This window comes from Streptomyces sp. SA15, assembly GCF_002291145.1.
Lineage (GTDB): Bacteria > Actinomycetota > Actinomycetes > Streptomycetales > Streptomycetaceae > Streptomyces.
The window spans coordinates 1-25,479 of the sequence record NZ_NTGE01000220.1 but is presented as its reverse complement, the minus strand read 5'-3'; the positions used below and the strand labels follow the sequence as shown (position 1 = coordinate 25,479).

18 protein-coding genes are annotated in these 25,479 nt (G+C 70.8%); 15 read left to right on the top strand and 3 right to left on the bottom strand.

Translation table 11 applies throughout. The features are described 5' to 3' along the window. Nucleotides 1-158: 158 nt before the first annotated feature. Nucleotides 159-551 carry a hypothetical protein gene (locus CLM62_RS53400; protein WP_373559259.1) on the bottom strand — a complete coding sequence of 131 codons (393 nt, stop codon included), beginning with the start codon at nt 549-551 and terminating at the stop codon, nt 159-161. A gap of 35 nt (nt 552-586) precedes the next feature. After that, a complete protein-coding gene (locus tag CLM62_RS47320) occupies nt 587-3,397 on the bottom strand; it encodes a polymorphic toxin-type HINT domain-containing protein (RefSeq protein WP_095756097.1) in 2,811 nt (936 codons plus the stop codon). Between the two features lie 511 nt (nt 3,398-3,908). On the opposite strand from CLM62_RS47320, the gene CLM62_RS47315 reads away from it, so the two are divergent. The 13 genes from CLM62_RS47315 to CLM62_RS47250 all read left to right on the top strand — a co-directional run bounded on the left by CLM62_RS47315 (nt 3,909) and on the right by CLM62_RS47250 (nt 22,315). Then, a complete protein-coding gene (locus CLM62_RS47315; RefSeq protein WP_095756096.1) occupies nt 3,909-5,120 on the top strand; it encodes an ROK family transcriptional regulator in 1,212 nt (403 codons plus the stop codon). Nucleotides 5,121-5,273: 153 nt separating this feature from the next. After that, nucleotides 5,274-6,611: an ABC transporter substrate-binding protein gene (locus tag CLM62_RS47310; protein WP_095756095.1), complete on the top strand. Its 1,338-nt coding sequence runs from the start codon at nt 5,274-5,276 to the stop codon at nt 6,609-6,611. Nucleotides 6,612-6,617: 6 nt separating this feature from the next. Then, nucleotides 6,618-7,580, top strand: a complete 963-nt coding sequence (locus CLM62_RS47305) for a carbohydrate ABC transporter permease (protein ID WP_095756094.1) — start codon at nt 6,618-6,620, stop codon at nt 7,578-7,580. A 2-nt stretch (nt 7,581-7,582) separates the two neighbouring features. Beyond that, nucleotides 7,583-8,473 carry a carbohydrate ABC transporter permease gene (locus CLM62_RS47300; protein ID WP_095756093.1) on the top strand — a complete coding sequence of 297 codons (891 nt, stop codon included), beginning with the start codon at nt 7,583-7,585 and terminating at the stop codon, nt 8,471-8,473. A gap of 7 nt (nt 8,474-8,480) precedes the next feature. Then, nucleotides 8,481-9,746 carry a 6-phospho-beta-glucosidase gene (locus CLM62_RS47295; protein WP_095756092.1) on the top strand — a complete coding sequence of 422 codons (1,266 nt, stop codon included), beginning with the start codon at nt 8,481-8,483 and terminating at the stop codon, nt 9,744-9,746. Continuing rightward, on the top strand, nt 9,737-10,708 hold the full coding sequence (locus CLM62_RS47290; protein ID WP_095756091.1) for an N-acetylglucosamine kinase: 972 nt from the start codon (nt 9,737-9,739) through the stop codon (nt 10,706-10,708). Before CLM62_RS47295 ends, CLM62_RS47290 begins: the two co-directional genes overlap by 10 nt. A 675-nt stretch (nt 10,709-11,383) precedes the next feature. Then, nucleotides 11,384-12,778 (top strand): hypothetical protein, encoded by a 1,395-nt coding sequence (locus CLM62_RS47280; protein ID WP_095756099.1) that lies wholly within the window; start codon nt 11,384-11,386, stop codon nt 12,776-12,778. A gap of 34 nt (nt 12,779-12,812) precedes the next feature. Continuing rightward, nucleotides 12,813-13,859: a glutamate ABC transporter substrate-binding protein gene (locus tag CLM62_RS47275; RefSeq protein ID WP_095756098.1), complete on the top strand. Its 1,047-nt coding sequence runs from the start codon at nt 12,813-12,815 to the stop codon at nt 13,857-13,859. A gap of 147 nt (nt 13,860-14,006) precedes the next feature. Beyond that, nucleotides 14,007-15,338 carry a hypothetical protein gene (locus tag CLM62_RS47270; RefSeq protein ID WP_095756090.1) on the top strand — a complete coding sequence of 444 codons (1,332 nt, stop codon included), beginning with the start codon at nt 14,007-14,009 and terminating at the stop codon, nt 15,336-15,338. A gap of 51 nt (nt 15,339-15,389) precedes the next feature. Beyond that, the gene (locus CLM62_RS47265) at nt 15,390-17,909 is read left to right on the top strand and encodes a serine/threonine-protein kinase (RefSeq protein WP_095756089.1); all 2,520 of its coding nucleotides are present in this window, start codon (nt 15,390-15,392) and stop codon (nt 17,907-17,909) included. A 3-nt stretch (nt 17,910-17,912) separates the two neighbouring features. Beyond that, nucleotides 17,913-19,277: a PP2C family serine/threonine-protein phosphatase gene (locus CLM62_RS47260; RefSeq protein WP_095756088.1), complete on the top strand. Its 1,365-nt coding sequence runs from the start codon at nt 17,913-17,915 to the stop codon at nt 19,275-19,277. 176 nt (nt 19,278-19,453) lie between these two features. Next, nucleotides 19,454-20,800 carry a VWA domain-containing protein gene (locus CLM62_RS47255; RefSeq protein ID WP_095756087.1) on the top strand — a complete coding sequence of 449 codons (1,347 nt, stop codon included), beginning with the start codon at nt 19,454-19,456 and terminating at the stop codon, nt 20,798-20,800. Nucleotides 20,801-20,926: 126 nt separating this feature from the next. Beyond that, a complete protein-coding gene (locus CLM62_RS47250) occupies nt 20,927-22,315 on the top strand; it encodes an FHA domain-containing protein (protein WP_095756086.1) in 1,389 nt (462 codons plus the stop codon). A gap of 18 nt (nt 22,316-22,333) precedes the next feature. On the opposite strand, the gene CLM62_RS47245 is transcribed toward CLM62_RS47250, so the two are convergent. Then, the gene (locus CLM62_RS47245; RefSeq protein WP_095756085.1) at nt 22,334-23,371 is read right to left on the bottom strand and encodes a methyltransferase domain-containing protein; all 1,038 of its coding nucleotides are present in this window, start codon (nt 23,369-23,371) and stop codon (nt 22,334-22,336) included. 139 nt (nt 23,372-23,510) lie between these two features. Between CLM62_RS47245 and CLM62_RS47240 the strand changes: the two genes are divergently transcribed. Continuing rightward, entirely contained in the window at nt 23,511-23,924 is a 414-nt protein-coding gene (locus CLM62_RS47240) for a globin (protein ID WP_095756084.1), read from the top strand. A 147-nt stretch (nt 23,925-24,071) separates the two neighbouring features. Next, nucleotides 24,072-25,479: FtsX-like permease family protein (locus CLM62_RS47235; protein ID WP_306457981.1), on the top strand; the 1,408-nt coding region annotated here is incomplete at its 3' end.

Here is a 25,479-nt window from a genome sequence, read left to right as displayed (position 1 = left end):
ACGGAACCAACGCGGCTCCCGCGCCTGTGGGTTGAGACTTCGAACACCTCCCCCAACGGCACGGGAGCCTCGTGCGTTGCGCACCCCGTCGGCGTCACCCGATCGGTAGCCGCGCTGAAAACGCTCAATCACATTGATGGGGATTCAGATTTGCGAAGCTAAACGTCAGGAGATTGATCCATGGAAGGCGGGCCCCCTGGAGATACAAGGGAATAACCTACGCCTACTCTCCGAAGAATACCCTGATCGGCGAGATTCTCACACGCATCCCTCACGTCAGAATTCCCATAGCGCGCGCCACCGGAACTCTCAAAGAAGAAGGAAATGTCATACGAAGTGAAGAAGTCACCCTCCGGATCGCCATCAATATGCACCTGCCCGCCCGAAGGCAGCACAACCGTATATCCGGCACCATGGACAAAATACTCGCACCCGTTTACGCACACACCTTTTCGGGGAATTTCGTCACGGCGCACGGCCGACACAATTTCGAGTGCAGTTTCCCTCGAAAAGGTACGCCTCATGGCGTCTCGAGCCTCGGAGAAGTGCACCAAGGCCCCCTGAAGGAGAGTTATGCTGAGCCCGATCACAACTTTCTCCTGTTCAGTCGATTCCCCAAGAACGTCGATGCCGACTCGACCACATCATCCATATCCTTGTAGCCGAGAAATCCACCATCGTTCAACTGGTCGGTTACATCTCGGATTCCCACGGCGTCGACATTCGCCATGCGGGCAGCCGCAAGCCTGTGGTGGCCATCCACGACATATTGTGCCCCATCTTCGTGCGTCACGACCGAGATCGGGCTCTGCTCCCAGTCAAAGTCACCATTGCGCATGTCATCACGCATGGCCTTGACGCGCTTGGTAGATGCGTTTCCCTCGATCTCATGAGTGGGCTTCAATGAGTGCGGGTCAGCGGTATTGCAGTTGTGAACGAGGACCGGAGTTGCGCCCGCCAGCACATAGTACGTGTGGTAGTCGCTGACGGTGAGGTTGTGGACGGTGGCCTGCTGGGTCCGGCGTTCGACTGCTGTGATCTGGATGCGGGTTCCGGCGCCGGTCCGAAGCCATTGCCCAGTCCTGAGGTCTGTGGCGTTGATCCATTCACTCAACTCCGGAACCCAGAAGGGGTGGCCGTCAGTGGAGGTGACCGTGGAGGTCTTCGTGCCCTTGGTCCCGTCGGTGTCGACGGTGACCTTGACCAGGTGTTTGGCGCCCTTGCCCTTGATGGTGGCGTCGATCGTCTTGGCTTCGGTGGTGCCGGTTTCGGGGTCGGTGGCCTGGACCTTGTCGCCGGGCTTGAGGTCCTTGATGGCCTTGGTGGATCCGTCGGCGAGGAGAACCTTGGTGTCAGGGGTGAAGCTGTTGGTGAGGCAGGAGTCGGCCCCGCTGCCGCCGCCTCCATCTCCTCCTCCGCTGTCGGCCTTCTTCGCCGCCTCCGCCGCGGTCTCATCCGCCTTCTTCGCGGCTTTCGCCGCGTCGGCCTTCTTCTTCCAGGCCGTCATGTCCTCGGCGTACTTCGCCATGGCGGCGGCGTCCGCGTCCGCCCGGCGCATGACACCGACGGCCCAACGGACCTCGTCCTCCCACTTGTTGTACGCGCTCCAGGCCCGGTCGAGGGCCTTGACGATCCGCTTGGCCTTGCCGGCCCACGGCACCGCCGCTTCCAGCGCCAGCATCGCGCAGGTACCGAGATCGCCGCCGATGCAGGAGACGACGTCGTTGTAGCCGCTGGCGTCCTTGAGGACCTCCATGGCGATGCGCTTGACGGCGTCCATCTTGCTCTGCTGCTTCAGCAGCCGGGCCCGCTGGACATCTTCCTGACTGACCGTCGGTGTGGGCTTGGCCGGGGCCGGAGGCACAGCACCAACACCCGAGGAGCTGCCATCATCACCGCCCGGGGAGTCACCACCGCCACCGCCGGAGGAGCCGCCACCGGCGGGCACCCGGATGCGACAAGCCTCGTCCGCGCAGAACGCGCGCCCCGTCGGATCCGAGAACGTCACCGGGCTGTTGTTGCCGTACGCGTACGGATTCATCGTCTGCGACTCGGCCGTGTCCATCTGCGGATCGACCGAGAGGAAACGCCCCAGAGACGGGTCGTACTCACGCGCCCCGAGATGGGTGAGCCCGGTGGACTCGTCCATCGTTCCGCCCAGGTAGCCCCGTTCCCCCGGCCACGCCGATGGCTTGGCACCCCGCGTCTCGCCGAACGGCGTGAACTTACGCCGGGTCACCGACTTGCTCGTGGCTTCCACCGATGTCGTGGCGGTGCCGTTGCGATCGGGGAGGAGGTAGGAGGTAGTGATCTTGCCGCCCTCGGCGGTGCGGACCATCGTCGGGCCGGCGGGGTGCGTGTAGTAGCGCGTGCCCTTGACGACGGTGCCGTCCTTGCCCAGCTTGACCTCGGTACCCGGCAGGTACAGCGTCGTACCAGAAGGATCACGGCGGATCAGGCGGTTGCCGCTCGCGTCGTACACGTACGACGTCTTCTCACTGCCCTTCTCCACCTGCTCCAGATGGCCCTCGACGTCCCAGCGCAGGATCTGCGGGGCGGGATCCACCTCCGGACCGGCGCCCGGCGCTGCCGTGTTGTCGACGGTGCGCTTGGTGGTGTTGCCCGCGCCGTCGTACTCGAAGGTCTCCTTCCGCTCGCCCTGCGGCCCCTTGGTGAAGACGCTCTCCAGCCGGCTTCCGGTCGGCAGGCCCTTGGCGTAGGCGTACTCGCGGGTGATGCCCTTCGCCGCGACGCCGCCCGGGTCGTGGCGGATCTCCGTCTGCCGGTTGCCTACGGCGTCGAAGGTGTACGAGTGCCAGTACGAGTCCGGTCCGCCCACCTTCGGCCCGGCGCTCACGCCCGCTGCCGGCTTGGCCGCGCAGTCGTCCGTCGCTGTCCAGGCGTCGGTCATCCGGCGCTGGTAGTCGTAGACGAAGCACTGGGTGTCGGTGGTGGCGGACGTGGGCTTCGGCCCCTGCGCGTCCGTGATCTTCAGGACGTTGCCGACCTGGTCGTACGAGGTGCGGGTGTCACTGATCCGCGTGGTGACGACGGCGTCGGCGACCGTCGACTCCTGGTCGTGGATGGTGCGGGTCGGCCTGCGGGTCTGCTCGTCGAACTCGTGGCTGGTGATGAGCTGCTGGGCGAAGGTGCCGATGCGCGTGCGGAGGACGTCGCCCAGCGGCGTGTACTCCGTGGTGGAGACGAAGTTCTTGCCCGCGACCGACATGCCGGTGATCTGATCGAAGCCGTGGTAACCGAAGCCGACGCGTTCGGAGGGCAGTCCCCCGGCCGCGGGGTGGGTCACGGTCTGCGGCAGACCGACGGTCTTGGTGTACGTGTTGACGGCAACGTCAGCGGACGGAGGCGGTCCAAGGTCGCGATTCGTCGCCGTCACCGTTGGCCGTCTCGATGATCGTCGGGGCGTTGACCGCGGTGCCGAGGGCGTCAGTGGACTCGCTGGAGGCGGAGCCGGACGTGGGCGTGGACAGGCGGTGACTGCGATGTGGGCATGCCCGAGGACGCAGCTCAAGCAGTAATTGGCAGATCTGTTCCACCCCGGCCAGGGAAAACCCCAGGTCACGTACCCGCACCGGTGGAACACTTCTGCCAATTACCGGCCCCGCCCCGTCGACGCGCCCCACGCGGAGTCGCGGTCGAGTGCCGGAGGTCGGCAACCCGACTTCGGCGGCCCTCCCGTCCGTCACGTCCTGCCCCACCCCTCGCCCGCGTCAAGCCGCCAGGTAACAACTCGGTCGCCCACCACCCAGCCCCCATTGACGCCCCCACCCCACCCGCCCTATGGTCCAGACCACCAAATAGGAAACCTTCCTAACAATCCCTCTCCGGATGGACTTCCCAACCAAGCCCCTGGGAAGCTGGGCAGCCGAAAGGCAGGTGTAGACCCCATGGCAGGAACCGCCGGTACGCCGGGCACCCCGCGCGTCCTGCGCGCCATGAACGACCGGGCTGCCCTGGACCTCCTCCTGGAGCACGGCCCCCTGTCCCGCACGCGGATCGGCAAGCTCACCGGTCTTTCGAAGCCGACCGCCTCCCAGCTCCTGGCCCGCCTGGAGGCATCGGGGCTGGTGCTCGCGACCGGTACCAGTGAGGGTCGGCCGGGGCCGAACGCCCAGTTGTACGAGGTCAACCCGGCCGCCGCGTACGCCGCCGGGCTCGATGTCAGCCCCGAGCGCATCCTCGCCGCCGTCGCCGACATCACCGGCCGCACGGTGGGGTCGTACGAACTCCCGACCCCGGAGAAACGTCCCACCCAGCCCGTCGTACGGCAGGTCACCGACGCCCTCGACGGCGCGGTCAAGGCGGCGGGGCTCGCCCGTGACGATGTCCACCGGCTCGTCATCGGCACCCCCGGCGCCTTCGACCCCAACACCGGCCGCCTGCGCTACGCCTCCCACCTGCCCGGTTGGCACTCCCCCACGCTGCTCGACGAACTCGCCGCCGCTCTACCCATGCCGGTCGAGTACGAGAACGACGTCAATCTCGTCGCCGTGGCCGAGCAGCGGCTGGGGGCGGCCCGGGGGCACGGCGACTTCGTGCTGCTGTGGAACGAGGGGGGCCTGGGTGCCGCCCTGGTCCTCGGCGGCCGCCTGCACCGCGGCTGGACCGGCGGTGCCGGCGAGGTGGGGTTCCTGCCGGTGCCGGGCGCGCCCCTTGTCCGCCAGGTGAGCAAGGCCGGCAGCGGTGGCTTCCAGGAGCTCGCCGGTTCGCAGGCCCTGCCCGCGCTGGCCCGTGAACTCGGCGTCGACGACATCCCGTCGGGGCCGTACGCCGAGGTCGCCGCCGCCCTCGTCGCCCGCGCCGCGGAGGCCGACGACGGTCCCCACCGGCGCCTGTTGGAGACCTACGCGACGAACCTCGCCACCGGTCTCGCCTCCCTCGTCTCCGTCCTCGACCCCGAACTCGTCGTCCTCAGCGGTGCCTCGCTGACCTCGGGCGGCGAACCCCTGCGTGCCCTCGTCCAGGCCGAACTGGCGGAGCTGGCCGCACCCCGGCCCCGGCTCGTCATCGGCGACGTCCGTGAACGTCCCGTGCTGCGCGGCGCGTTGGAGAGCGCGCTCGCCACCACCCGCGACGAGGTCTTCGACACCTCGCGCTGAACCGTCCACCTCGCGCTGAACCGTCCAGCTCACGCTGAGCCGTCCACCTCACGCTGAGCCGTCCACCTCACGCCGAATCGCCCAACCCCCGCTGAACCGTCCCTCACCCACCCCACCCCGCCCTGCCCCACCCCGCCCTAGGGAGACCCTGCCATGCCCGGAATATCCAAGAACGCGGCGATCGCGCTCGCCGCCACCGCTTCCCTGGCCGTCCTCGCCACGGCCTGTACCGGCCAGGCGGACACCTCGGCCTCCGACGACCCCGAAGCCAAGACGACGATCACCTTCTGGCACGGCTGGAGCGCACCCGCCGAGGCCAAGGCGATCCAGGCGAACGTGGACCGCTTCGAAAAGGCCCACCCGAACATCACGGTGAAGGTCGTCGGCAACATCAACGACGACAAGCTCAACCAGGCGCTGCGCGCCGGCGGTTCGAACGGGCCGGACGTGGTGTCGTCGTTCACGACATCCAACGTCGGCAAGTTCTGCTCCTCCGGCGCCTTCCTCGACCTGAAGCCCTTCATCGAGAAGTCGAAGCTGGACCTCGACAAGATCATCCCGAAGCCGATGCTGGACTACACCCAGTTCGAAGGCACCCGCTGCGCCCTGCCCCTGCTGGGGGACGCCTACGGGCTCTACTACAACAAGGACGCCTTCGAGAAGGCGGGCATCAAATCCCCGCCGAAGACCTGGTCGGAGTTCGCGAAGGTCGCCGAGAAGCTGACCAAGACCAAGGGCGACAGCTACGAGCAGCTCGGGTTCATGCCGACCTACCACGGCTACGAGACGGTCGTGGACCACTACATGTCCCAGTGGGACCACGCCTACTTCGACGCCGACGGCAAGTCCGCCATCGCCAAGGACCCGGCGTTCGCGGAGATGTTCACGTACCAGAAGAAGCTGGTGAACGACCTCGGCGGCTTCGCGAAGCTGGAGAAGTACCGCAACACCTTCGGTGACGAGTGGGGCGCCAAGCACCCGTTCCAGACCGGCCAGGTGGCCATGCAGCTCGACGGCGAGTGGCGCCTCGGCATGGCCGAGTCCGCCGGGGTCGACTTCGAGATCGGCACCGCCCCGCTGCCCGTGGCCGATGACGAGGTCGACGAGTACGGCAAGGGCTTCCTCTCCGGCACGATCATCGGCATCGCCCCGCAGAGCGAGAAGCAGAACGCGGCCTGGGAGCTGGTGAAGTACCTGACGACCGACACCGAGGCCGTCGTCTCCTTCGCCAACGCCATCCACAACGTGCCGTCCACGTTCGCCGCCCTGAAGTCGCCCGGCCTCAAGGTGGATCCGGGCTTCCAGACGTTCCTGGACATCGCCCAGCACCCGGAGTCGAACACCCCGCCGGCGTCCGTCAACGGCTCCACGTACCAGACGACGCTGCAGGACTTCGGCTACCAGTACGAGTCCGGCAAGGTGAAGGACCTGAAGGCCGGTCTGGAGAAGACCGCCGCGCAGATCGACACCGACATCGAGCAGGCGAAGTAGCGCCCGATGTCCACGCACACCCTGCGCGCGTCCACCCGCACGCTCCGCGCGAAGCGCCGCATGTCGGCGCTTCGGACGGTGGCCTTCCTGTCACCGTGGCTCATCGGGTTCGGCGTCTTCTTCGCCTATCCGCTGGTGTCCACCGTGTACTTCTCGCTGATGAAGTACGACGGCTTCGGCACCCCGGTCTTCCGCGGCCTGGGCAACTGGGCCTACGTCTTCGACGACTACCCGCTGTTCTGGCCGGCCCTGCGCAACACGCTCTGGCTGGTGCTCGTGATGGTGACCTGCCGGGTGGTGTTCGGGCTCGGCGTCGGCCTGCTGATCACGAAGATCAGGACGGGCGCGGGCGTCTTCCGCACCCTCTTCTACCTGCCCTATCTCGCCCCGCCCGTCGCCGCGACCCTGGCCTTCGTCTTCCTCCTCAACCCCGGCACCGGGCCGGTCAACTCCGTCCTCGGCGGTCTCGGGCTGCCGACACCCGGCTGGTTCACGGACCCCACCTGGTCCAAGCCGGCCCTCACCGCGCTCGCGCTGTGGGGCGTGGGCGACCTCATGGTCATCTTCATGGCCGCGCTGCTCGACGTACCCAAGGAGCAGTACGAGGCCGCCGAGCTGGACGGGGCGTCGGCCTGGCAGCGGTTCCGGTTCGTCACCCTGCCGAACATCTCGCCGATCGTGATGTTCGCCGTCGTCACGGGCGTGATCCAGACGATGCAGTACTACACGCAGCCGCTGGTCGCCGGGAAGGTCGCCTCCGGGATCATCGGCGGCTCCGGCCAGCAGTTCGAGCCGGGCTACCCGGACAAGTCGACCCTGACGCTGCCCCAGCTCGTCTACAACCTCGGCTTCCAGCGCTTCGACTACGGCTCCGCCTGCGTGGTGGCGCTGGTGCTGTTCGCCCTCGCCATGGCGTTCACGGCGCTGCTGATGCGGCGCCGGGGCGGACTGATCCAGGCAGGTGACTGACCATGACCCAAGTACTGGACCGGCCGGTGGAGTCGATCGCGGCCACGGCGAGTGAGCGCACCGCCCGCCGCCGGGCGCTCCTGGAGTGGATCGCCGTCCACTCCCTCGGCGTCGCGGCCGCGCTCTTCTTCACCCTGCCCTTCGTGTTCGTCTTCCTGACCTCGCTGATGAGCGACCAGCAGGCACTCACCCGCGACCTCGTCCCGGACACCTGGGAGTGGAGCAACTACCGGGAGGTCCTCGACACGCCCGGCTTCCTGACCTGGTGGAAGAACACACTGATCTACGCGGGACTGGGCACGGTCCTCACCGTCGTGTCCTCGATCCCGGTGGCCTACGCGCTCGCCAAGTTCCGCTTCCGCGGCCGGAATCTGGCGCTGATGCTGGTCATCTCGATGATGATGCTGCCGCCGCAGGTGGTCGTCATCCCGATGTACCTGTTCTGGGCGAAGCAGCTCGACCTGTCGGGAAGCCTGTGGCCGCTGATCATCCCGATGGCGTTCGGCGACGCGTTCTCGATCTTCCTCCTCCGTCAGTTCCTGATGACGATCCCGAACGAGTACCTGGACGCGGCCCGGGTGGACGGCTGCGGCGAGCTGCGCACTCTGCTGAGGGTGGTGCTGCCCATGGCCCGGCCGGGCATCGCCGCCGTCGCCCTCTTCCAGTTCTTCTACGCCTGGAACGACTACTTCGGCCCGCAGATCTACGCCTCGGAGAACCCCGGCGCCTGGACACTGTCGTACGGCCTGGAGTCCTTCAAGGGCGCGCACCACACCGACTGGAACCTGACCATGGCCGCGACCGTCCTGGTCATGGCCCCCGTGATCCTCGTGTTCTTCTTCGCCCAGAAGGCGTTCGTCGAAGGCGTCACCCTGACCGGAGTAAAAGGTTGATACTGGTATGAAACTCACCGTGGTCGGCGGAGGATCGACCTACACGCCCGAACTCATCGACGGGTTCGCCCGGCTCAGGGACACCCTGCCGATCGAGGAGCTGGTGCTCGTCGATCCGGCCGCCGACCGGCTGGAGCTGGTCGGCGGCCTGGCCCGCCGTATCTTCGCGCGCCAGGGGCACGCGGGCAGGATCGTGACGACCGGCGATCTCGACGCGGGAGTCGAAGGCGCGGACGCGGTCCTGCTCCAGCTCCGCGTCGGCGGTCAGGCGGCCCGGGAACAGGACGAGACCTGGCCCCTGGAGTGCGGCTGCGTGGGCCAGGAGACGACGGGCGCGGGCGGCCTCGCCAAGGCGATGCGCACGGTCCCGGTCGTCCTCGACATCGCCGAACGGGTCCGCCGTACCAACCCGAACGCCTGGATCATCGACTTCACCAACCCGGTCGGCATCGTCACCCGCGCCCTGCTCCAGGCCGGCCACAAGGCGGTCGGCCTGTGCAACGTCGCGATCGGCCTCCAGCGGAAGTTCGCGGCGCTGCTCGGCGTGGAGCCCCCGGAGGTCCACCTGGACCACGTCGGCCTCAACCACCTCACCTGGGAGACGGGCGTGCGTCTGGGCGGCCCGGAGGGCGAGGACGTCCTGCCGAAGCTCCTGTCCGACCACGGCGAAAAGATCGCCGCGGACCTGCACCTCCCCCACCCCCTCCTCGACCGCCTGGGAGTGGTCCCGTCCTACTACCTGCGCTACTACTACGCGCACGACGAGGTCGTACGAGAACTACGCACAAGGCTGTCCCGGGCCGCCGAAGTGGCCGAAATGGAACGCCAGTTGCTGAAGATGTACGCGGACCCCGCCCTCGACTCGAAGCCGGACCTCCTCGCCAAGCGGGGCGGCGCCTACTACTCGGAGGCGGCGGTGGACCTGGTGGCGGGGCTGCTGGGCGGGGGAGGAAGCCCGTACCAGGTCGTCAACACGTACAACCGTGGCACGCTCCCCTTCCTCCCCTCCGACGCGGTGATCGAGGTGCAGGCGGCGGTGGGCCACAAGGGCGCGACACCGCTGCCCGTGCCGGCCGTGGACCCGCTGTACGGGGGCCTGATGGCGAGCGTGACGACGTATGAGGACCTGGCCCTGGAGGCAGCCCTGCACGGCGGCCGCGACCGGGTCTTCCGAGCGCTCCTCGCCCACCCGCTCATCGCCCAGTACGAGTACGCCGAATCGCTCACCGACCGACTGATCGCACACAACCGGGAGCATCTCGCGTGGGCCTGACCGCAAGTGTCCTCGCCGTCGACGCGGGCAACAGCAAGACCGACGTGGCGGTCGTGGCGGCGGACGGGACCGTCCTCGCCACGGCCCGCGGTGGCGGGTTCCGGCCGCCGGCGGTGGGCGTCGAGGCGGCGGTGGACAAGGTCGCGGAAGCGGTGGCACGGGCCTTCACCACCGCCGGGGTCACCGCCGTCGACCACGTCTCCGCCTGCCTGGCCAACGCCGACTTCCCGGTGGAGGAGGAACAACTGGCGGCCGCGCTGCACGCGCGCGCGTGGGGTACGAGCGTGCAGGTCCGCAACGACACGTTCGCGGTCCTGCGCGCGGGCGTCACCGAACCGCGCGGCGTCGCGGTCGTCTGCGGCGCGGGCATCAACTGCGTCGGCATGCGCCCCGACGGGCGTACCGCCCGCTTCCCCGCGCTCGGCCGTATCTCCGGGGACTGGGGCGGCGGTTGGGGCCTGGCGGAGGAGGCCCTGTGGCACGCGGCGCGCGCGGAGGACGGCCGCGGTGTGCCTACGGCGTTGGCGCGGACTCTGCCCGCCCACTTCGGGGTGCCGTCCATGTACGCCCTGATCGAGGCGCTGCACCTGGAACACATCGAGCCGGCTCGCCGCCACGAACTGACGCCGGTCCTCTTCGCCACGGCGGCCTCCGGGGACGGGGTGGCCCGTGCCCTCGTCGACCGCCTGGCCGAGGAGGTGACGACCATGGCGACGGTGGCGTTGACCCGCCTGGACCTGCTGGACGAGGAGACGCCGGTCCTCCTCGGCGGCGGGGTCCTGGCCGCCCGGCATCCCCAACTGGACGACGGCGTACGGGACCTGCTGGCGGCGTGGGCGCCCAAGGCCGTACCGCGGGTGGTTACGGCGAGTCCGGTGCTCGGGGCGGCGCTGCTCGGGTTGGACCGGGTGGGGGCGTCTTTGGAGGTGCAGGAGCGGGTGCGGGCGTACTACGAACAGTGAACCGGCGTTGTGGCTGGGGTCAGGTGGGTCGCGCGGCCCGGCGCTGAAGGGGTGCCGCCCTCTGTGGGTCGGGAGCCGCCCCAGCGGCACGACTGCCCGCAGGCTGCGCGGATCGGCTGACCGCAGCCTGGCGGCGGGGCGGGGTCGGCTGCCCCAGCTCGTGGCGCGCCAGAGCGCTCCCGCAGCCTGATGGGGGGACCGGGGGACCCCGCACCCGCAGTCGCGTACGGCGAGAAGGGGACGTGTCGGGGGGTGTCCGCCCGCAGCGGTTGGCGCGTCAACACGGGTGAGTTGGTAAGTGGCCGATTCCGCGCCGTTCCGAGGACGGACACCCCCCGGCGCGGCCCCGACCCACCCCGCAACGCAAGGCGCTACGCGCACCCCCACCGAACCCGCGCAGGCCGCCGCAGGCATCGCACCCGCACCAGCACTCCCACAAGCCCCCGCAAGGGAACCGAACCGATTCCGACGGCGTATTCATGGGCAGGGGGTGGTGCGAGACGCGGCCGAGCCGCCGGCAGGCGTTCCGCTGCGATCCGATCAAGATCCAGCCAAGGCCGGTGCGGATGTCAGTCCCGGCAGCGATACTTGCGGCGACGGATGACCATGGGGGAGGTCACAGTGACACACCCGAAGAGCAGCGCGGCACCACCACCGGGATCCGGCATGCCCACCATGCCGGCCGTCCCTCCGCAACCCGGCCCGCCCGCACCCCCCACCGCCCCCGCGCCGCAGGCACCCGCTCCCACACCCCCACGCCGCACCGCCTTCGCCGAGGGCGTCGACCGCCTGCGCGCCGCCGCCACCACCGAACCCGGCCGGCTCCGTATCATCGGCGCGTTCCTCGCCCTCCTCGTCGTAGCCTTCGGCGCCGTCACCGCCTGGCAGACGACCGACCGTTCGGCGGCCGCCGACGACGTGCTGAACAACAGCCAGCCGCTCAGCTCCGCCGCCGCCGACATCTACCGCGCGCTGGCCGACGCCAACACCGCCGCCTCCAGCGGCTTCCTGGCCGGCGGCCAGGAGACGGCCGCCTCCCGCGACCGGTACGAGAAGGACATCGACACGGCCGCCGAGGGCCTGGTCCAGGCCGCCGCCAACTCCGAACCCGACTCCCCGTCGGCGCAGACCGTGGCCCGGCTCAACCGGCTGCTGCCGGAGTACAAGGGCCTGGTCGAGCGCGCCCGGACGTACAACCGCCAGGGCTTCCCGGTCGGCGGCGCCTACCTGCGGTACGCCAACGAGAAGATGCAGGAGCAGATGCTCCCGGCGGCGGAGGACCTCTACAAGAAGGAGAACGAGCGCCTGCGCGCGGACTACGCCGCCGCAACGCCCTATCCCTGGGCGGCGATCGGCCTCGGCGTCCTCGCGCTGGCCGCGCTCGCCTGGGCCCAGCACCGCAACTACCGCCGCACCAACCGGGTCCTGAACCACGGCCTGGTCGCCGCGACGGCCACCGCCACGGTGGTGCTGCTCTGGCTGGTCGTCGGCCACAGCGTCGCGCGCGCGAACCTGAACGACTCCTACGACCACGGCGTCCGCTCGCTGAAGGTGCTGCACGACGCCCGCATCGCCTCCCTGAAGGCGCGCGGCAACGAGAACCTGACGCTGGTGGCCCGCGGCGCCGAGACGGTCAAGGTGGGCGAGAACACCGTCGACGCCTACGACCACGACTTCCAGACGAACATGAACCTCCTGGGCAAGGGCCTGACGGAGGCGGAGAAACTGGCCGACGACGCCACGGGCGAGCAGCCGGTCACGGCGGCCGTGGGCAACATGACGGAGTGGAAGAAGCGCCACACCGACGCCCGAGCGCAGGATGAGAACGGCAACTACGAAGCGGCGCTGGACAAGGTGATCGGCGCCAAGGGAGCGACCGGCGAGTGCTTCGACAGTGTCGACGCGAATCTCGTCAAGGCGCTCGACCATGAGGAGACCGAGTTCAAGCAGGCGGCCGGTGACGGTCTGGACGCGATGTCCGGACTGCCGGTGGGCACCGCCGCTCTCGCGGTCCTGGGCGCGGCCGGCGCGGTGCTGGGCATCGGCCGCAGGCTGTCGGAATACCGGTGAGGGCCCGATGAACCCGATGAAAGGGGGCGTGACGATGCGAGGACGACGTTGGCGGGCCGGCCTGAGGGGCTGGGGCGGTGTGGGTGCGATGGCGGTCGTGTGCGCCCTGGCGGTGGCCTTCGCGCTGCTGCTGCCACTGATCCGCTCCGAAACCGACGGCAGCGGCACGGCCACCGGCGGCTCAGGCGTCACCCACGGCAGCCAGGCACGGGCCGAGGCGGAGTGCGCGGCCCCGGAGAAGCAGACCCTGTCCCCGTCGGGCGCGGACGGCGCGACGATCGACGCGATCAAGAGCCGCGAGGGCGAGAAGCGCAAGCTGATCGTCGGCGTCGACCAGAACAGCTACCGCTGGGGCTACCGCGACCCGAACAGCGGCGCAGGCGCCGACCTGGAGGGCTTCGACATCGACCTGGTCCACCGGATCGCGCAGGACATACTCGGCGACCCGGACGCGGTCCAGTTCAAGGCCATCCCCACCGACCAGCGCATCCCGGCGATCCAGGACGGCCGCGTCGACATGGTCGTCCGGACGATGACGATCAACTGTGACCGGCTGGCAGACGTGGCGTTCTCCGCGCCCTACTTCAAGACCGGTCAGCAACTCCTGGCGCCCAAGTCCTCGACGATCACCGGGTACGACGACTCGCTCGCGGACCAGAAGATCTGCACGGCCAAGGGCTCCACGGCGAACACCAAGCTGGCCGGCGACCAGAAGACGGGCGAGCTCGTCTCCTCCGCCGACATCCGGACGACGGTCCCCAACCAACTCGACTGCCTGGTAAGGCTCCAGCTCGGCGAGGTCGACGCCGTGGTCACCGACGGCGCGCTCGCCGCGAGCCAGGCCGCGCAGGACCCGACGGTCGAACTGAAAGGCTCTCCCTTCACCACCGAGTACTACGGCGTGGCGATGAAGAAGGACGCCGACGATCTGGTACGCCGGGTCAACCAGATCCTGGTGGAGTACCGCAGGGACACAGCCGGCGGCTGGCAGGCGTCGTACGACAGGTGGCTGTCGGCGACACTGGGCGAGGATTCCACGGCTGCGGAACCGCCGTCCCCGCAGTACCTGCGCGAGAGCTGACGGAACAGCAAGGAACACGAAGGAACACCAAGGAACTGCAGGCACCCGCAAGGAATATCAACAACGCACCGAGGACAGAGAACCCGACGGAAGACCCCGACGGAACGCAACGAACCCGACGGACCACAACGCAGCGAGAGGTGATCGATGGGCGTCACGGACCCCGCCGGGCCGGTGATGGACCGGGACGAGGTGGACCGTGCGCTGGCGCGGCTCGGCGCGGAGCACGAGGCGATCGAGACCTCGCTCCTCGCCCTGCAGGACCACGCGGGCCGCAGACTCCTCGAAGGCGCCGAGCTCACGGGCACGACCAAGGAGCGCTGGCAGGCCGCGGAGGCGTCGATCACCTTGCTGTGGGCGTATTTCGACGCGTACACCGACGCGTTGCGCTCCGCCCGGGAGATCCGCGCCCGCCGCCGCTGGTCCAGCCGTGACGACCTGGTGGAGCTGACCGAGCTGCTGCGCGGCGAGTCCGTCACGGTCGCGGGCTCCGCCACGGCAACCGCCAACGCGCCGACGCTGCACGGCGGTTCGAGCAAGCTCAGCGAACAGTTCTCCCTGGTCACGCTAGTGGACCGGATGAACGAACTGTACGCGACCTCGCTGGACATGGTGGTCGCCGCCGACGCCGTATGGTCGGCGCTGCCCGCCCGGATCGACTTACTGGCCGCGGAGCTCCAGCGCACCCGCCGGCTCGCGCACTCCGTCGGCGTGCGCCCCGGCGAACACCCCGCGGGCGACGACCTGGAGCGCATCACACGCACCCTGACGTCCCTGCGCGAGCAGGTGGTCTCCGACCCGCTCGCGTTCTGGAAGCCCGCCGAGGGCAGCACGGCGCCGGGCGGGGGCCGGCCGGACACCACGGTGTACGACCGTGAGGCGCGCGCCCTGGAGGACGTGCGCCGGGAGATCGACGCCGTACTGACCGTCCGGCAGGACGCCGAGGCACGGCTGGTCAAGCTGCGGGACGTGCTCTCCCGCGCGGACCGCACACTCGCCGAGGCGCGCACCGCGCGCGGCGAGGTCCTGGCGAAGATCGCCGCCACGGAGGTGCCGGTGGTCAGCGGCCCGCCGACCGTGCTGCAGGAGCAGCTGGCGACGGCCGCCGAGTACCGCAGACACGCCCAGTGGCACCGCCTGTCCCCGCTCCTGGAGTCGCTGGAGCAGAAGGCGGAGGACGAACTGCTGCGCGCCCGCGAGTCGTTGACCGCGGTCACCGCGCCCCTGGCGGTCCGTGCGGAGCTGCGCGGCCGCCTCGACGCGTACAAGGCGAAGGTCGCCCGGCACGGCCTCGCGGAAGACTCGCTGCTGGTGGAGCGCTACGACGCGGCGCGGCGGATGCTGTGGAGCGCGCCCTGCGATCTGCGCGTCGCCGAACAGGCCGTGCTGCGCTACCAGCAGGCGGCCGCCGAACTGCTCGGCACTCCGCGTGTGCCGGGGCAGGGCGGGCCTCAGGACCGTAGGGGGCCCGGAGCGTGAGCGACAAAGTAGGGGCCGGAGCGTGAGCGACAAAGGGGGTACGACGTCGTCATGAGTCAGGCACAACAGACCTGCCAGCGGCCCGACTGCGACGGGTCGTACGAGGACGTGGGCGGAGGCGAGCTGTACTGCGACACCTGCGGTCTCGCCCCGGTCGTCTCGTCGACCGGCATGGTCGGCTCGCCGCCCACCGGGATCACCGGCGGCGGCAAGGGCTCCCGGGGTTCGTCGGGGAGCGGGAGTTCCCGCTCCAGCGGCCACAGTTCGCGTACGTCGTCGCATTCGTCGAAGTCGCGGCGCTCGGTGTCGGGACGGCTCTCGCGCGCGGTGTCGGGCAAGTCCACGGGCCGCTCGGTGTCGGTGCGCAGCTCCGGTTCCGGCGCCGGGTCCTCCGCGCGCGGGCGGCTGGGAGCGGGCCTGGTCGACGTGCCGGGTGTGCCGCGGCCCGACCCGCGCGAGATGGTCCTGGACAAGGCCGAGGTGCCCGAGCGGAAGCGGTTCTGCTCGCGCTCCGACTGCGGGGCGCCGGTCGGGCGGGCGCGCGGGGAGCGGCCGGGGCGCACGGAGGGCTTCTGCACGAAGTGCGGGCACCCGTACTCCTTCGTCCCGAAGCTGAAGACCGGCGACGTCGTGCACGGCCAGTACGAGGTGGTGGGCTGTCTGGCGCACGGCGGCCTCGGCTGGATCTACCTCGCGGTGGACCGCGCGGTCTCCGACCGCTGGGTGGTCCTCAAGGGCCTGCTGGACACGGGCGACCAGGACGCGATGGCGGCGGCGATCTCCGAGCGGCGCTTCCTCGCGGAGATCGAGCACGCCAACATCGTGCGGATCTACAACTTCGTGGAACACCTCGACCAGCGCACCGGCTCGCTGGACGGGTACATCGTCATGGAGTACGTCGGCGGCAAGTCCCTGAAGGAGATCGCGAACGCGCGCCGTACGCCTCAGGGCAGGCGCGATCCGCTGCCGGTGGAGCAGGCGTGCGCGTACGGCATCGAGGCCCTGGAGGCGCTGGGCCATCTGCACAGCCGCAACCTGCTGTACTGCGACTTCAAGGTCGACAACGCCATCCAGACCGAGGACCAGCTCAAGCTGATCGACATGGGCGCGGTGCGCAGGATGGACGACGAGGAGTCGGCCATCTACGGCACGGTCGGCTACCAGGCGCCGGAGGTCGCGGAGGTCGGCCCGTCGGTGGCGAGCGACCTGTACACGGTGGGCCGCACGCTCGCCGTGCTGACCTTCGACTTCCAGGGCTACACGAACGTCTTCGTGGACTCCCTGCCCGACCCGGACAACATCGAGGTCTTCCGCCAGTACGAGTCCTTCTACCGGCTGCTGGTGCGCTCCACCGACCCGGATCCGGCCCGCCGGTTCGCCTCCGCGCAGGAGATGGCGGAGCAGCTGACGGGCGTCCTGCGGGAGGTCGTCTCCCTCCAGACGGGCCGGGCCCGGCCGGCCCTGTCGACGCTGTTCGGCCCCGAAGTGAAAGTCACCGACACGGAGTTGTTCCCGAAGGCGGCCGGGGAGGTGTCGCGGCTGGGGGCGCGGGTGGTGCGTACGCGGGGACGTACTTCCGAACCTGCCGAGCGGCCGGCGATCACCGTCGGAGGTGGTACGGCGAGCCTCGTCAAGCCCGTCAACGCCTCCGGCGCCGCCCTCGCGCTGCCCGTCCCGCATGTCGACCCCGGCGACCCGAACGCCGGTTTCCTGGCCGGCCTGATGACCACCGCGCCGGCCGAGCTGCTCGGCGCCCTCGCGGCGGCGCCGGCCCCGTCGACCGAGACGCGGCTGCGGCAGATCCGCGCCTGGCTGGAGAACGGCGACACGCGCACCGCGCACGAGGCGCTGCTCCGGCTGGAGGAGGAACGTCCCGACGACTGGCGGGTCGTCTGGTACCGGGGCGTGGCCGCGCTGGTGACCGGCGACCACGAGGGCGCCGCGCTCGCCTTCGACGCGATCTACGACGCCTTCCCCGGCGAGATCGCGCCCAAGCTGGCCCTCGGCCTGTGCGCGGAGGTGCTCGGCCAGCTGGACAACGCCGCCGAGTACTACCGTCTGGTGTGGTCGACCGACCCCAGCTATGTGAGCGCCGCCTTCGGCCTGGCCCGCGTCCAGCTGGCCACCGGCGACCGGCGGGGCGCCGTACGGACGCTGGAGTCGGTCCCGGAGTCCTCCATCCACTACACGGCCGCGCGCGTGGCGGCCGTACGGGCGCGGCTGCGGCAACGCACGGCGGCCGCATCCGACGTACCCTTCCTGGACGATCTGACCGCGGCCGCCGGTCAGGTCGAGGCCCTGGAGGCGTACGGTCTGGATCCGGCCCGGCGTGAGCAGTTGTCGGTGGAAGTCCTCGGCTGCGCGCTGGACTGGATACTCTCCGGTGGCCAGGGTTCCGTCCCGCCCTCCGCCGGAGGACGGGTGCTGCTCGGCAGCGGCCTGGACGAGCGGGGCCTGCGCTTCGGCCTGGAGCGCTCGTACCGCACGCTGGCCCGGCTCGCCCGGGGCGGCGAGGAGAGGATCGACCTGGTGGAACGTGCCAACCGTTACCGCCCCCGGACATGGGTGTAGTTGATGTCGCAGATGCCCCAGCAGACCGCCCTGTCGAGGTGTCCGAGCTGCGAGGAGCCGCTCGAGTCGGGTGACCGTTTCTGCGGTGCGTGCGGATACGACCTGTCCGCCGTGCCCGCACGGCCTTCGGACCACCCGACGGTCGCCCTGAACGGCACGACCCCGCCGCAGGGCACCCCCGGCATGGCCTGGCCAGTCGCTCCCGAGACCGGTGGCTCCGGCCATCACCCGGCCGGGATGCATCTGCCGACGGACCTCCAGGGCACCGACTCGGGCGGCCGCGAACTGCCGGCCGCGCCCGAGGTGCCGCCGTTCGCGGGCTCGCCGGTGTCGCCGGCCGCGGGCGTACGGTTCGACCACCCGCGGGAGCCCGACGAGTACCCCCTGCAGGCGCCGGACCCGCGCGTGGCCGACACCGCCTTTTCCGATGTCCCGACCCCGGCTGCCGAGGGCACCAAGGTGTGCGTGGCGTGCCGGGCGGGCCGGGTCGACAGCGACGGTTACTGCGAGAACTGCGGGCACGCCCAGCCGCGCGAGCGCGACCACATGGAGCAGGACGCCGGCCCGGTCGCCGCCGTCAGCGACCGGGGTCTGCGCCACCACCGCAACGAGGACGCGTTCGCCCTCGGCTGCGCCGCGCTGCCCGACGGCTCGTCCGCGGTCCTGGCGATCGTCTGCGACGGCGTGTCCTCCGCGACCCGCCCGGACGACGCCTCTCTGGCCGCGTCCCGGGCGGCGAGCGAGGCGCTGCTGGCGGCCCTGCCGCTCGGCACGCATCCGCAGCAGGCCATGCACGACGCGATCGTCGCCGCCTCCCGCGCGGTCAACTCCCTGGCCGCCGAGCCCGCCACGGCCCTGGAGCAGGCCCCGCACCAGAACGCCCCGGCCTGCACCCTCGTCGGCGCGGTGGTGACCTCAGGTCTGCTGGTCGTCGGCTGGGTCGGCGACAGCCGCGCCTACTGGGTCCCGGTGGACCGCGGCGCTCCCCCGGCCCGGCTCACCGAGGACGACTCCTGGGCCGCGCAGATGGTCGCCGCGGGCCTGATGAACGAGGCGGAGGCGTACGCCGACGAGCGGGCCCACGCGATCACCGGCTGGCTCGGTGCGGACGCCTACGAACTGGAGCCGCACACCGCTTCCTTCAAGCCGGACCGGCCGGGTGTCGTGGTGGTGTGCACCGACGGCCTGTGGAACTACGCCGAGGCGGCCGGGGAGATGGCCGAGGTCGTACCGCTGGATGCCGCCGTGCGCCCCCTGCACAGCGCCCGCGTCCTGGTCGGCCACGCCCTCGACGGCGGGGGCCACGACAACGTAACAGTGGCCGTGCTGCCGTTCCCCGCCCCTCCGCAAGGGGCAGGATCGGTCTAGGGCATACAGCACATAGGGCTGCGTACGGCCGCACATCGGCTGTCTACGGCCGCACATACGGCTGTGTACGGCCGCGTACAGCCGCGAACGGGGAAGTCGGGCGGACCGGAGGGGACCGGTCCGCCCACAGTCATCGCCTCGCCTCGGCGGGGTCTTCGAGGGGGATTTGAGTAGGCATGGCCAATTTTTCCAAGTCGAACGTGCCGCAGTTCTCGGTGGACGTGTACCAGAACGAGTACCTGCCCGAGGGCGGGCGCGAGGTCAACGCGATCGTCACGGTGACCGCCACCGGCGGCGGCACGATCGGCAGCGCGGTCGCGGCACCCCACATCTACTCGCCGGGGCAGGGCCCGTCCGCGGCCGTGGCGATCATGGTCGACTGCTCGGGGTCGATGGACTACCCGCCGACCAAGATGCGCAACGCCCGGGACGCGACGGCCGCAGCCATCGACACCCTGCGCGACGGCGTGCACTTCGCGGTGGTCGGCGGCACGCACATCGCCAAGGAGGTCTACCCGGGCGGCGGCCGCCTCGCCGTCGCCGACGCCACCACCCGCGACCAGGCCAAGCAGGCCCTGCGCAAGCTCAGCGCGGGCGGGGGTACGGCCATCGGCACCTGGCTGAAGCTGGCCGACCGTCTGCTGTCCTCGGCGGACGTCGCGATCCGGCACGGCATCCTGCTCACCGACGGCCGCAACGAACACGAGTCGGCCGAGGACTTGAAGACCTCCCTGGACGCCTGCGCCGGCCGCTTCACGTGTGACGCCCGCGGCGTGGGCACCGACTGGGGAGTGAAAGAAGTCACAGGGATCGCCTCCGCGCTGCTCGGCACCGCCGACATCGTCGCCGATCCGGCGGGCCTGGCCGCCGACTTCACGCAGATGATGGAGACGGCCATGGGCAAGGAGGTCGCGGACGTCGCCCTCAGGCTGTGGACGCCGGTGGGCACCACTGTGAAATTCGTCAAGCAGGTGGCGCCCACCGTCGAGGAGTTGACCGACCGCCGCACCGAAGCCGGCCCGCGCGCCGGGGACTACCCCACCGGCTCCTGGGGAGACGAGTCCCGTGACTACCACGTGTGCGTCGAGGTCCCGGCCGCGAACATCGGCCAGGAGATGCTGGCGGCCCGGGTCTCCCTGGTCGTACCGCGGTCCGACGGCACAGCCCAACCCCTGGGCGCCCAGGGTCTCGTACGGGCCGTGTGGACGGACGACATGGTCGCGTCGACGTCGATCAACCCTCAAGTCGCCCACTACACCGGGCAGGCCGAACTGGCCCAAGCCATCCAGCAAGGGCTCGATCTACGCAAAGCCGGAGATATGGACGGAGCAACGGCCAAACTGGGCCGGGCCGTTCAGCTCGCGAGCGCCTCGGGAAACGCGGATACTGCGAAACTGCTTGCGAAGGTGGTGGACGTGGTCGACGCCGCGACAGGTACTGTGCGACTGAAGGCGAAGGTCGAGGAGGCCGACGAGATGACTCTCGAGACACGGTCGACAAAGACTGTTCGTGTAAAGAAGTAGACGTAGCAGGACCCTGAAAAACACCAGAAAAGCCCTAGAAAAGCCCTGGAAAGCAGCGAGCCTGACCCCTCGGGGTTGGAGAAATCCGGTCGAACCGGCCGGAAAAGGAGAGGGGGAAGCGCCGACATGCCGACCTGCCCGAACGGACACCAGTCGGGTTCCGACGACTGGTGCGAGGTGTGCGGTCACCGCATGGCCGGAACCGTGCCTCCGCCCCCTCCGCCGCCGCCTCCGGGCGGGGGTTACGGCTTCCCGCCGCCCGGCGGTCCTGGTGGACCCGGCGGTCCCGGCCCCGGCGGCCCTGGTGGTCAGCCCGGTGGCCGTCCGCCGCACATGAACCCCGAGCCCGAGCTCTGCCCGCAGTGCCGTACGCCCCGTGAGGGCGGCGCGCCGTTCTGCGAGGAGTGCCGGTGGAACTTCCTGACCAACACGGCCACGTCCTACACCCCGGCCGCGCCGCCCCCGCCGGGGCCCGGCCCCAGCCCGGCCGTGCGCTTCCAGCAGCAGCAGCCCGGGCCGTCGTACGGCGGCGGTGACTCCTACGAGTACCAGAGCTCCCGCCCCTCGCAGATGAACCGGCCCGCCGAGCCGATCCCGCCGGGTCCGCACTTCGGCGGCCAGCAGGGGCCTGGCGGTCCCGGTGGGCCTGGCCCCGGTCCTGGTGGTCCCGGCCCCGGCCCCGGTCAGGGTGGTCCGGGTGGGCCCGGGCCCTTCGGTGGCGATCCGTCGCGACAGGTTCCGCCGCCGCCCGGCCCTGGAGGTCACGGTGGTCCCGGAGGTCACGGTGGCCCGGGTGGTCCTGGTGGCCCTGGTGGTCCGCCCCAGGCTCCTCAGGCGTTCCAGCAGCCCGGTCCGGGCGGTCCGTCGGGGCCGGGGGCCCCTCCGTGGGCTCCGCAGGAGCCCAACAGGCCGCAGCAGGGCGGTCCGTCCTTCGGCGGCGGTGGCGACGACTGGGTGATCTCCCCGCCGGGACCGGGTGGCCCCGGCCCGAACGGTCCCGGCGGCCCGGGTGGCCCCGGCGGTCCCGGACAGGGCGGTGGCTACGGCTACCCGCAGCCCGGCTCGACGCAGGCCCCGCCCGCGCCCGGCCCCGGCTACCCGCAGCAGCCGTCGACCTGGACGGCGACCATCGGCCCGGACCGCGACTACTTCATGGCGATGATGCAGCGCTCCGGCCCCGAGGCCGCGGGGCTCAACCTGCCCGCGTACTCGCCCGAGCAGCAGCGCACGCTCAGCGGCAACCAGGTCACCATCGGCCGCCGCCGCCACTCCACCGGTGACACCCCCGACATCGACCTGTCGGTGCCGCCGGAGGACCCGGGCGTCTCGCACCAGCACGCGGTGCTGGTCCAGCAGCCGGACGGCTCCTGGGCGGTCGTCGACCAGAACTCCACGAACGGCACGACCGTCAACGGCGGGGAGGAGCCGATCCAGCCCTTCGTGCCGGTGCCGTTGCAGGACGGCGACCGGGTGCACGTCGGCGCCTGGACGACGATCACGATTCGCAGGGGCTGACCCTCGGCTTAGGGAGATTCAGGTGAGGGCCCAGGCGTACGGCCCCTCCGGATCGTCCAGCCACGCCCACTCGTGGCCGCCGCTGACGGTGATGCCGTACCGCTCGCGCTGCGGCTGCCCCTCGCGCTCCCACAGCGCGTACGCCTCCTGCGGATCGAGGCTGCCGCGGGTCAGGGCCAGCAGGAACCGGAAGAGTTCGTGCTCCCTGGCCCGGCGCGGCACCCCGCCCAGCGGGGCCCGTTCCGGCTCGGGCGGGACGTCGCCGCGCAGCGGGACGAAGTAGGCGGGCGTGTGCAGGAAGCGCCCCTCGGCATGCTCGATGTCCCGCACGGTGAGGGCGACCAGGCCCGTGGCGAGCGGGGTCAGGATCCGGGCGCCGGGGCGGCACTGGGCCGGCCAGGCATGCGGGATCGACGACAGGGTGCAGGTCGCGATGATCCGGTCGAAGGGGGCCCGTTCGGGCACCCCGCGCGCCCCGTCGCCGGTGACGACGACGGGGTGGTAGCCGGCGGCGGCCAGGTGCTGCCGCGCCGCCTCGGTGATCTCCGGTTCCAGGTCGACGGTGGTGACCAGGTCGTCGTCGCCGAGCCGTTGGGCCAGCAGGGCAGCGTTGTATCCCGTGCCCGCGCCGATCTCCAGGACTCTGTTCCCGTCCTCCACCCGCAATTCGGCCAGCATCACCGCCATCAGCGAGGGCTGACTGCTGGAGGAGACCAGCTCGCCGTCGCGCAGCCGCGTGGCCAACGGGACGTCGGCGTACGCGCCGCGCACCCAGCGCTCGCGGGCCTCCGGATCGGGGTTCTCGCACCAGCGGCGCTCGTAGCCCCCCGCGACGCCGACGTAGTAGTACGGCACGAAAAGATGGCGCGGGACCGCCGCGAAGACCTCCCGCCACACCGGGTCGGAGGCCCAGGCCCCGCTCGCGTCGATCTCCCGCACCAGCGCCGCTCGCGCCGATACGGCGAGGTCGGCGAGGCCCTTGTCCGCCTTGTCCGCCTTGTCGTCCCTGTCGTCTCTGTCGTCTCTGTCGTACTGATCGAGAGCCTGTGCGCTCATGACTCCACTGTCCTGCGCGACGCGGTGGGAGGCGAGCGCCACGACCGGCCAATCCGGAATCGACCGCTCACGGCGGCCGGGCAGTACGGCCGATCCGGTGGTCCTAAGCCTCGAGTCCTCGGTCACCCCGTCTGAGACCATGGGTGACGTGAAAGAGATAAGGCGCGGCACGCTTCAGGAGCAGACCTTCTACGAGCAGGTCGGCGGGGAGGAGACCTTCCGCCGCCTGGTCCACCGTTTCTACGAGGGAGTCGCCGAGGACCCGGTCCTGCGGCCCATGTACCCCGAGGAGGACCTGGGCCCGGCCGAGGAGCGCCTCACGCTCTTCCTGATCCAGTACTGGGGCGGCCCGACGACGTACAGCGACAACCGCGGCCACCCCCGCCTGCGCATGCGCCACGCCCCCTTCACCGTGAACCGCGAGGCGCACGACGCCTGGCTGAAGCACATGCGGGACGCCGTCGACTCCCTCGGTCTGTCCGAGGAGCACGAGCACACGCTGTGGAGCTACCTGACGTACGCGGCGGCCTCGATGGTGAACACCCCCGACTGATCCCCCGACTGATCCCGGTCACAATCCGGTCAAGTACGGTCCACAAGCGCTTACCCGGGCCCGTCCTCTCTGACAGCATCTGACAACGCCGCCCGGAGGTCTGGACAACAGCGGGGAAACGGCAGCGGGGAATCGGCGGGGGGCCGGGTGACGGGTTTAGGCGGTGCCGCGAGGTTCATCCTCCTGCGCGCACGGGCGCACCGCCTGCTGCTCGCCGCCGCACTGCTCACCGTCCTGCTGACCACGGCGGTCCTGGCGACCCTCGCCGCCTACTCCGGCGCGATCGGCGACGCCGCCCTGCGCCACTCCCTGCGGGAGGCCCGCAACGCCGCCGACACCGCACTGATCGTCAAGGCCGATGTGCCCGCGGACGGTCGCAAGGCCGCCGACACCGCCGTACGCGACGGGGCCCGGAAGGCCTTCGACGGGCTGCCGGTGACCGTGCGAACCCTGATGCGGTCGGGGCCGTACGCGCTGCCCCGCTCGCTGCAGCCGCCCGCCGAGCGGTCCGGGGACCCGGATCTGACCCACTTCGCCGCCCTGGACCGGTCGCAGGTGCGGCTCGTCGCCGGACGGTATCCCGGCCCGGCGGAACAGGGCGTCGAAGCGGCCCTCCCGCAGACCGCCGCCCAGCGCCTCGGCCTGGAGCCCGGCGCCCGTCTCACCGTGACCGACCGGCTCGGCGGGCCGAAGGTGTCCGTCACGGTCACCGGCCTGTACCGGCCCGCCCGGGCGGACGCGCCGTACTGGCAGCTCGACGATCTGCGCGGCCGGGGCGTCAGCAAGCTGGACTTCACCACGTACGGCCCTCTGCTGACCGATCCCGGCGTCATGGCCGGCGGAAAGGTGAGCGCCGGACCCTCCGCCTGGCTGGCGTCGGCCGACTTCTCGACGCTGACGACCGAGCGGATCGACGCCTTGCGCGAGGCGGCCCGCGCCGGGAACGCGGCGCTGCGCGAGCGACCGGCGCTCAGCGGCACCACGGCCGCGTCCACCGCGCTGCCCGCCGTCCTCGACCGTGTCGACCGCTCGCTGCTCGTCTCCCGCTCCACGCTGCTGATCGTCGCCCTCCAGTTGGTGCTGCTCGCCGCCTGTGCCCTGTTGCTGGTGGCCCGGCTGCTGAGTACCGAACGTACGGGCGAGACCCGGCTGCTGCGGGCCCGTGGCGCCTCCCGTCCCCGGATCGCGGGGCTCGCCGCCCTGGAGGCGCTGCTGCTGGCGGTCCCCGCGGTGCTCTGCGCCCCGCTGCTCGCGGGTCCGCTGACCCGGCTGCTGGCCGGGCAAGGGCCGCTGGCCCGGATCGGGCTGCACCTGGACGTGCCGGCCGGCGGGCGTGTGGGGGTGTGGCTGGTGGCGGCGGGCGTGGCGCTGGGCGGCGCGCTGGCGGTGACGCTGCCCGCGCTGACCTCCTCCGCCGAATCCTTCACCTACGGCCGGGCCCGGGCGCTGCCCGCCGCGGTGCGCTCCGGTGCGGACCTCGGGCTGCTGGCGGTGGCCGGTGTCGCGTACTGGCAGCTCGACCGGCAGACCTCCGGCGCCGTGACGGACAACCGGT

Coding starts and splice junctions, on each gene's coding strand:
- CLM62_RS47260 (WP_095756088.1), top strand. CDS start 17,913: ATGTCGCAGATGCCCCAGCAGACCGCCCTGTCGAGGTGTCCGAGCTGC.
- CLM62_RS47240 (WP_095756084.1), top strand. CDS start 23,511: ATGGGTGACGTGAAAGAGATAAGGCGCGGCACGCTTCAGGAGCAGACC.
- CLM62_RS47315 (WP_095756096.1), top strand. CDS start 3,909: ATGGCAGGAACCGCCGGTACGCCGGGCACCCCGCGCGTCCTGCGCGCC.
- CLM62_RS47270 (WP_095756090.1), top strand. CDS start 14,007: ATGGGCGTCACGGACCCCGCCGGGCCGGTGATGGACCGGGACGAGGTG.
- CLM62_RS47310 (WP_095756095.1), top strand. CDS start 5,274: ATGCCCGGAATATCCAAGAACGCGGCGATCGCGCTCGCCGCCACCGCT.
- CLM62_RS47250 (WP_095756086.1), top strand. CDS start 20,927: ATGCCGACCTGCCCGAACGGACACCAGTCGGGTTCCGACGACTGGTGC.
- CLM62_RS47280 (WP_095756099.1), top strand. CDS start 11,384: ATGCCGGCCGTCCCTCCGCAACCCGGCCCGCCCGCACCCCCCACCGCC.
- CLM62_RS47255 (WP_095756087.1), top strand. CDS start 19,454: ATGGCCAATTTTTCCAAGTCGAACGTGCCGCAGTTCTCGGTGGACGTG.
- CLM62_RS47245 (WP_095756085.1), bottom strand. CDS start 23,371: ATGAGCGCACAGGCTCTCGATCAGTACGACAGAGACGACAGAGACGAC.
- CLM62_RS47265 (WP_095756089.1), top strand. CDS start 15,390: ATGAGTCAGGCACAACAGACCTGCCAGCGGCCCGACTGCGACGGGTCG.
- CLM62_RS47305 (WP_095756094.1), top strand. CDS start 6,618: ATGTCCACGCACACCCTGCGCGCGTCCACCCGCACGCTCCGCGCGAAG.
- CLM62_RS47295 (WP_095756092.1), top strand. CDS start 8,481: ATGAAACTCACCGTGGTCGGCGGAGGATCGACCTACACGCCCGAACTC.
- CLM62_RS47275 (WP_095756098.1), top strand. CDS start 12,813: ATGCGAGGACGACGTTGGCGGGCCGGCCTGAGGGGCTGGGGCGGTGTG.
- CLM62_RS47300 (WP_095756093.1), top strand. CDS start 7,583: ATGACCCAAGTACTGGACCGGCCGGTGGAGTCGATCGCGGCCACGGCG.